At 44.9% G+C, this 7,867-nt stretch carries 5 protein-coding genes; 3 read left to right on the forward strand and 2 right to left on the reverse strand.

The window, feature by feature from the left end; genetic code table 11:
• Positions 1-46 precede the first annotated feature (46 nt).
• Both BK126_RS28505 and BK126_RS28510 read right to left on the reverse strand, forming a co-directional pair.
• The gene (locus BK126_RS28505) at positions 47-754 is read right to left on the reverse strand and encodes a tyrosine-type recombinase/integrase (RefSeq protein WP_006211811.1); all 708 of its coding nucleotides are present in this window, start codon (positions 752-754) and stop codon (positions 47-49) included.
• The gene (locus BK126_RS28510; RefSeq protein ID WP_024631230.1) at positions 751-3,714 is read right to left on the reverse strand and encodes a Tn3 family transposase; all 2,964 of its coding nucleotides are present in this window, start codon (positions 3,712-3,714) and stop codon (positions 751-753) included. Before BK126_RS28510 ends, BK126_RS28505 begins: the two co-directional genes overlap by 4 nt.
• A gap of 244 nt (positions 3,715-3,958) precedes the next feature.
• On the opposite strand from BK126_RS28510, the gene BK126_RS28515 reads away from it, so the two are divergent.
• From BK126_RS28515 to BK126_RS28525, 3 genes are read left to right on the forward strand one after another with little or no spacing between them, the layout of a single operon-like run.
• The gene (locus tag BK126_RS28515; RefSeq protein WP_006211809.1) at positions 3,959-5,032 is read left to right on the forward strand and encodes an endospore germination permease; all 1,074 of its coding nucleotides are present in this window, start codon (positions 3,959-3,961) and stop codon (positions 5,030-5,032) included.
• Positions 5,029-6,555 carry a spore germination protein gene (locus BK126_RS28520; protein WP_006211808.1) on the forward strand — a complete coding sequence of 509 codons (1,527 nt, stop codon included), beginning with the start codon at positions 5,029-5,031 and terminating at the stop codon, positions 6,553-6,555. Before BK126_RS28515 ends, BK126_RS28520 begins: the two co-directional genes overlap by 4 nt.
• Positions 6,552-7,715, forward strand: coding sequence for a Ger(x)C family spore germination protein (locus BK126_RS28525; RefSeq protein WP_006211807.1), 1,164 nt, complete (start codon positions 6,552-6,554; stop codon positions 7,713-7,715). The genes BK126_RS28520 and BK126_RS28525 overlap by 4 nt, the downstream gene beginning before the upstream one ends.
• The last annotated feature ends 152 nt before the right edge of the window (positions 7,716-7,867 follow it).

Here is a 7,867-nt window from a genome sequence, read left to right on the forward strand (position 1 = left end):
TGGGGTAGTACCAGCGAAGCTGACACCACCCGCAAAGTAGATGTTATTAAATGGGAAATTTGTTGATGACCTCGTTGTACTCCTGCTGTGCATCAGTGATTGCCAGTTTTGAATAGACTTCCAACGACTTCCGGCTTTCGTGGCCGGAATACGGTTGTATGAGTGCGTCATCGATGCCCTGCTTTTTAAGCCAAGTCAACAGGAAATGTCGTAGCTTATGCGGCGACAGATTTTGTACAAGACCGGCTTCCTCCGAATATTTAGCCAAAATCTTTCGTATTCCCCGATCCGTATATTTTTTCTTCCACGATGATTCGAACAAGTAAACCGCCTGCTTCTTTTTCATTGAATCGGCGTGCATGGCCAGCATTTCCTTGAACGATTGAGGGAAAGGGACAATGCGATCCTTATTCCCCTTGCCCTTATTAATCCGGATTTGGCAGTAGTGGAAATCAACATCGGACAATTTGATATTGATCAGCTCGCTTACCCGAACGCCGGTATATAGCAGCGTCTTGACGATCATCATGTCTTGAAAGTTCTTCGCTTGCCAAACCACATCGTAGTAGCGCTTAAGCTCCTCTTCTGTAGGTACATAGGGGAGCTTCTTCGCTGTTTTTGGAACCTCTACCTCCAGCTCTGCTCGAAGATGCTGAAACAGGCTTTTGAGATAGTCATAATCTGGCCGTTCCCCTCGGAGATACTTCGCCAGCTCCTTCGCTTTGCGTTTCGGGGATATGCGTCTTTCACTCACGCAATAACACCTTCTTCCAACGGAAGGCGTTCACTCATGTTCAGCCTAAATGTGCCGTAAGGGTTTACGTGCGTGTAGATCAGCGGGGTAAGCGCCCGCAAGTCTTCCGAAGTCATCATATCGAACCATTTGCGGTCGGATAGGATGCTTTGAAGCATAATGGTATTGATGTAAACCAGGCAGTTTTGCAGAAGGTGAAGAGACAATACGGCTAGCTCTTGATCTTCTAACCGGTTGGTAGCGATTTCTCCGCCTTTGCCGTAAAAGATAAAGCTGTTGGCCGAGTTCCAATTTTCCACGACATTCAAGCCTTCATTGATCTCGCGGCGCAGCTCCTCCGAGTGCAGGTAATCGCAGAGGAATATCGTTTTGACTGCTTTGCCGAGTTCCCCCAAAGCTTGATAGGTCGGATGCTTTAAATTATTACGGGTAAATCGTTTCAAGATTGCTTCTGTTTCGGCGGTTCCGAGTCGGAGAGCCGTAGCGTACTTCATCATTTGATCGTATTGCTGCCGAATTAGCTCCCAGTTGATTGGGCGGGTCAGCACCGGCTGCAAATTCGGATAGGCATCGGTCATGCCTGGTTCGGGCCGGTAAAGTTTTTGCGAATGAATCGCTTTGAGCCGTGGCATGAGCTGATAGCCCAAAAGGTAACAAAATGCGAACGCAACCTCGCTCTGGCCGTGTGAATCCACGTAATTCTTCTCGACCTCCATTTCGGTACAATGACGAAGCAATCCTTCCATCATGGCAGCGACTTCAGAGGAGGAGCACGATTTGAGCTGCGAGTAAATGCATGTCGAATTCTTCTCAACGTGCCAATATATCATAACGCCGCGGCCGCGGTACCGGATATGCCATTCGGTCATCAGATTTTGATCCCATGCACCAAATTTTTTTGAATCCGATGCACAGGATGTCGTGGCATCGCCCCAAATCTCCTGCATCCGAACGCGAAAAATCGCATTAACCACTTCGGATATCGCATTTCGGAGATTGTCCTTATGAATGAATTTCCTGCGGACGTACAGCAAGTCTTTGTAGCTTTCTCCATGCTCACCGGCACTCACACGTTTCAAGCCGGTATTCGTCCCGAGGCCATAAAGGGATAGGATGAGTCTCTTTTGCAGCGTATCCCTGCTTAACGCTTCGCGTACAGCAACAGTCTTGAATTTTTCAGTAAATCCGACACGAAGATCGGCCTCTTTTAAAATGTCCAACAGGCTCGTCATTGGCCAGCGCCGAAGCATCTCTGATTTTATCCGTGATAGGTTGACTGGCTCTGCTTGTGGTTCTAACGGAGATAAGCTAATCCAACCATTACCCTTCTCCGTGATCCGGACCTTGGGGTTTTTCTGGAGACCGGTATCAAGCTTTTCTAATCCATCTTTCATGGCCTGCTTCAACGTTGCAATGAATGCTTCTGCATCCAGCGGCTGCTTTAAAGCCTTATAATTTTCTTCCCGCCGTTCTTCGAAGTCTGTCGGCAAGTCATCGTCCGGATTCCGGTATCGGTTCGCTCCGGCCACCCATATTTCCTTGCAACGAAGCTTTTCCCGTAAAGCTTGCAGAACGCTTATCTCATAATTCATCCGATTAATTCGCTCTTGGCCTTTCTCGTCCTTCTCAACAATGATTTCTTTATTAACCGTCCGGATTACACCATCTACCGGGATTTCTTCGGACATTGGCAAATAATGATGGCCGGTGTCAGAATATTTCTTTACCAGTTCCAGCGCACGAATCACTGGCCGATGCACTTCATTGTTTGATCGGAATTCCAGAATGCCTAGTATTTCGGGAACCATACGGCGGTAGTGACTCCCATAGGAAGCCCGAATAATGGTATGGATTTTCTCACGGTAAGCCGGTCCGGTATGCTTGAATTCTTTTATCAAATCCCGTAACGTTTGCTCATTTACGACCGGGAAAATGACATCACGAATTACTCCGTCTGGATTGTTGACGGCAGACTGGGCCATGTTGAATAAAATGCCATACTTATTGCTTACTTTCCGTAGGTCATTCAGAATTTCCTTCTCGACCTTGCGTTCTGCCCGTACTCCTATTCGATGGACGATTTGAATAAGTAGCTCAATCAAATTGTCCGTTATCTCCATACTCCTTAGCCAGAAGAATGCGGCCAACAATGTGTAACGGATCGGATCAGGGTGGCGACGAAGTTCCCGGAGATCCTCTGTTGCGGTCCGCTGCCGGTACTTGGTCAATACTTTAAGAGGGATATCACGAAACAGATTATCCGGAAGCTCCAGATTTCGAATCGTTCGCAGCTTGCTTACTTCTCTTAACACACTTTCGACACCTGGTTTGCCCGGATCAGCTTTTAACTCTTGAAAAGAAAGAAGTCCCTCGTCGCTGCCGCCTTGGTCTTCATCTAGAAATGCGATACTATCTACGAGTGAATCCAGTTTGGACAAAGATGCCGCAGGCAACTTTTCCAATGTGACTTGGAAAAATTGTTCCTCATATGTACGGATTGCGGCTCTGATAAGTCGCTCAATGCGATCAGGCGTAGGCGGTACAACTTTCATCTCCCGAAATCGCCCGTATACGGTCTCGACCAAATGTTCGAAATCGTGATCTTGGAATAATACGCTTTTGCATAGCCAATCGATTACCTCTTCGGCATCATTGATGGTATCCTCACGAAAGCCAAAAAACTCCCTGATTTGTGTTCGATGGTAGGTAATGGAGCGACCAGTCCAATCGTATTGTGCGTACAGCTCTGCCGGTGCCTCGATCTGCTTTGCTATGTATTGAATTACTGCTTTGGGCACTTCGAATTTTTGGAAGGGGAATCGCGCTTCGTATTGGAAAAACTTAAACAGAACAGCAAACCCCAACCGAGTCTCCCCCGACTTATTGCCGACTTGCTGCATTTCGTTGGGAAGAAACGTAAAATGCTCAATTAACTCCTCCAGCTCCCAATTTCGCTTCACTTGATCCCCTCCGAGTAAAGTTCCTAAAATGGTTAGAATCGGAATTTTAATCATTAAATTTAGTATACCGAAGCATACTTAATGAGGCAATGTGGAGCAAAAAGCTATCATATTCCAATTACCTAATCAAAAACGGAACTTTTGCAAGATGGAATAGCCGAAGTGATTGGAATGAAGACGATGAGGGAAAAGTATATAATGGTGTTTCCATATTCTTCTTCAAAAGTTGAAAGAGGTGATCTTTATGCCAAAAATTCCGCTTATACAGTCATACATGATAATTATGCTTTCAGTCGGTTTGCTGAACCACGTCATTATTATACCGTTACTGCTCGGTGCTTCAGGGCGAGATGCCTGGCTGGTAGTACTTCTTGTATTAATCGCTTCGCCTCTTTGGATTGGCTCTTTGAACTACATCATCAAAAACATGAACGGCATACATTTAAAGGATTGGTTGCAGCAGCATTTCGGAATGTTTCTCTCCATAACCCTGGTTTTCATATATAGTGTGCTTGTATGGCTCATGGGACTCATTTCCTTGAAGGATACTCTAACTTGGACAATTGCAACTTATATGCCTCAAACTCCAATGCTCGTCCTTGTGGTAGCAACAATTGTCGGATGTTTCTTTGCGGCATATCAGGGGCTTCGCACCATTGCGATTGTGAGCGGGATATTGTTACCTTTCGTTGTCATTCTTGGCGACCTTGTAATGATTGCAAACTTTCAGTTTAAAGATTATACCTTGCTTTTTCCTTTGCTCGAAAAAGGAACACCTCCACTATGGAAAGGTGTTCCCTACGCTGCCAGCGGGTTGCTGGAGTTGTCGTTGCTGATGCTGATCCAGCATAAGTTAACGAAGAAACCGGGCTTCATAAGTTTGATGCTTGTTTGTCTCATTTTATCCGGGCTTACGATCGGCCCTTTGATGGGTTCGATTACAATGTATGGCCCTGATGAAGCGGCAAACCAACGATATCCTGTTTATGAACAATGGAGAATGGTTCGACTGGGCGAGTATGTGGAGCATGTCGATTTTTTCTCGATTTACCAATGGCTATCCGGTATGTTCATTCGAGTGTCCCTTTCCATGTATCTCTTGGGGGAATTATGGAAATTACAAAAGTATAAGTGGATACCTATGTTCCTAGGCGCTTTATTCATGTTGGTTGTTACATTGCTGCCTATTAGCGATATGGTCTTTCAAGACCTATTGAGCCTATATTACTTTCCATCGTTTTGTGTCTTTACAATTGGGGTCATGATCGTATATGTCGTACGAACCTCAACACGAAATAAAAGGAGTATCTACGAATGATAAAACGATTCAGAAATAAGAAGGCGGAGGTCTTACCATCGCCATCAAACAAAGTGGCAACTGTTTCACAACCGCTTAGTGAACCGTCGCTTATCCAACGCTTCCAGATGTGTCAAGATGTTAAGCGTCATGTTTACAAAATAAAAGCTGGTGATGATCAGTCGAGGATCGTTTTGCTGTACTGCGATGGTTTATGTGACAACCAACAGCTCATTCAGGATATGGTGCTGCCCCACTTGACTCGTTTTTATGAAACTTACGGATTTCATAAGAATGAGGAGATTGTTGAGTCGTGTCAATTACAGTTAGAGAGCATTTCTTTCGAGGAGTGGGAGCAACAAGTCGAAACGGATATTTTCGAGGGCAAGCTGCTTTTGTTCATTCCGGCACTAACTTCGTTGTTCTCCCTCGATATTTCCAAAAAACCGGCACGTAAGCCGGAAGAGTCTAACATTGAAGTCTCGATACGCGGTCCAAAAGACGGTTTTGTTGAAGAAGTCGGCGTCAATGTTGCGCTGATTCGGAAACGTATCAAGTCAACCAGCATGGTATACGAAACCAAAACAGTTGGCGTGAGAACTAAAACAACAGTTGCGATTCTTTATATGCGAGACATTGTTAATCCGAATATTGTTCAAGATATAAAGAAAAAATTGGATGGTATTCAAATTGACGGAGCAATCAGCGCCACTCAACTGGAAGAATTAATGGAACCGACAAGAGCTTTGTTTCCTTTGATGGGGTACACAGGAAGACCGGACTTCACCGTGAACTGCATGATGAATGGCCGCGTAGCATTAATTGTGGATGGTACTCCGGCTGCTTTGATCGCTCCAGCCAATTTGTTCTTGCTCCTGAAAACACCGGAAGATATCCACTTTACTGCTTTATCGGCCACGTTCGGGCAAACTCTTCGTTTGCTCGGGTTGTCCGTTTCACTCATGCTGCCCGGATTTTGGGTTGCCATTCTTGCGTATCATCAAGATCAACTGCCTTACTATTTACTTGCAACTATTGGCATTAACCGATTAGGAATCCCATTAGGTGTGGCAGGGGAAATGTTTCTGTCGCTCATCTTTTTAGAAATATTGCGGGAAGCCGGTGTTCGCTTGCCTTCTGCCATTGGCTCTACTGTTACCGTTGTGGGAGGTCTTATCCTGGGGGATGCAGCCATTCGGGCAGGATTTTTATCCCCGAGCATCGTTGTCATAGGAGCGATTACTCAGGTGTTCGGTTCGACTTTATCCAGCCAGTCGTTATCTGGGACAATTAGCATCTTACGCTTTATCGTGTTTATTTTGTCTGCCGCGCTTGGCATCTATGGCTTTTTTCTTGCTTTATTTATCGTGACAACCCATTTAGCCTCATTGCGTTCATGCGGTTTGCCTTACCTGGCTCCGCTTTCGCCCCCATATAAAGATTTCGCCAATGCATTGTTCCGATTACCTTGGAGATGGCGAAAAACTCGACCGGACAATCTGAATACTCACGATCCTACAAGCCAAGGGGATGGGCAGAAATGAAGACGTATAAATATATCGTTGTTCTTCTGCCCCTCATCATACTCACCGGCTGCTGGAGCAAATACGAAGTGCAAAACATGAATTATACGACAGCAGTCGGAATTGACTATGCGGAAGGTCAATACACCATCTATGCGCAATTGCTTGACTTCTCGACAGTGGCAAAGCTGGAGGGCCAACAAAAAGCGGAGCAGCCCCCGGTCTGGGTCGGTAAGGGACAAGGCTCCTCGTTTACAGAAGCAGCGAATGATTTATACAGCACTTCGCAACAGAGGTTAAACTGGGGACAAGTCTCTGCGATTCTGTTCAGCGAACGGTTGATGAAGGAAAGGAAAGTCGGTGAAGTGTTAGAACTGATCAACCGTTATCGTGAAATAAGGTACTTAGCCTGGCTATTCAGCACGCGAGATCCCCTTGACGAGATCTTAATGGCAACATCGTTTTTCAGATTGTCACCAAAGGCATCGATTCTACATAATCCTGAACAGAATTATCGACAGCATTCTATTCTCGCTCCGATCCGCCTGCAACAGTTTGTTCTGGATTCAAATGAAAAGGCTAAGTCAAGCTATATACCAGAATTATCAATTCGAAAAGACCAATGGAAGGAAAATCAAAAGCCACGTGAGTTGCTTAGATTTTCTGGCATACAAGTATATGATCAAGAGCACTATTATGCACGCATGGACATCCAAGATCTGTCCGGGTTGCCGTGGCTAAATAAACACACAATCCGACTGCCTCTTGACTTGTTTTCCGATAAAAAACTTATAGCGGTTCTCGTCGCAGAGAAACCTAAATATGACATTACTCCAAGTGTTAAATATGATAAAGCGTATTTCGATATATCCGTTTCAGTGAAGGCTGGGGTAAATGAGTTGCATGCAGACGTTACTGAACAAGAACTCACGCAAATGGCTCAAAAAGAAATTGAGCGGCAAATTAGGAAAACCTTTCAAACTGCGCTTGAGAAGAATATAGATATTTATAATCTAGGGGAATCTCTTTTTCGCAAGAATCCGCATGAATGGAAACGCATTGCATCAGGGAAACAGCATTTTGTCTTAAACGAGGATTCCTTGCAAGCTATAAGCGTTAATATGGATATCGTATATCCTGGAAGATATAAATTTAAAAAAGAGATTCTTGCTGTCCCCTAATTTTTGATTTCTTCATTGATACAAATACCTGTCATAGAATGTCTAGCGCGGCGAAAAGGTAAAGGATCGAGGGAAATAAGATCCTAGAATTACTGATTTACATATTTGCCCATATACTTTGCGGGTGGTGTCAGCTTCGCTGGTACTACCCC

The sequence above is a fragment of the Paenibacillus sp. FSL H7-0326 genome (genome assembly GCF_001955535.1).
GTDB lineage: Bacteria > Bacillota > Bacilli > Paenibacillales > Paenibacillaceae > Paenibacillus > Paenibacillus shunpengii.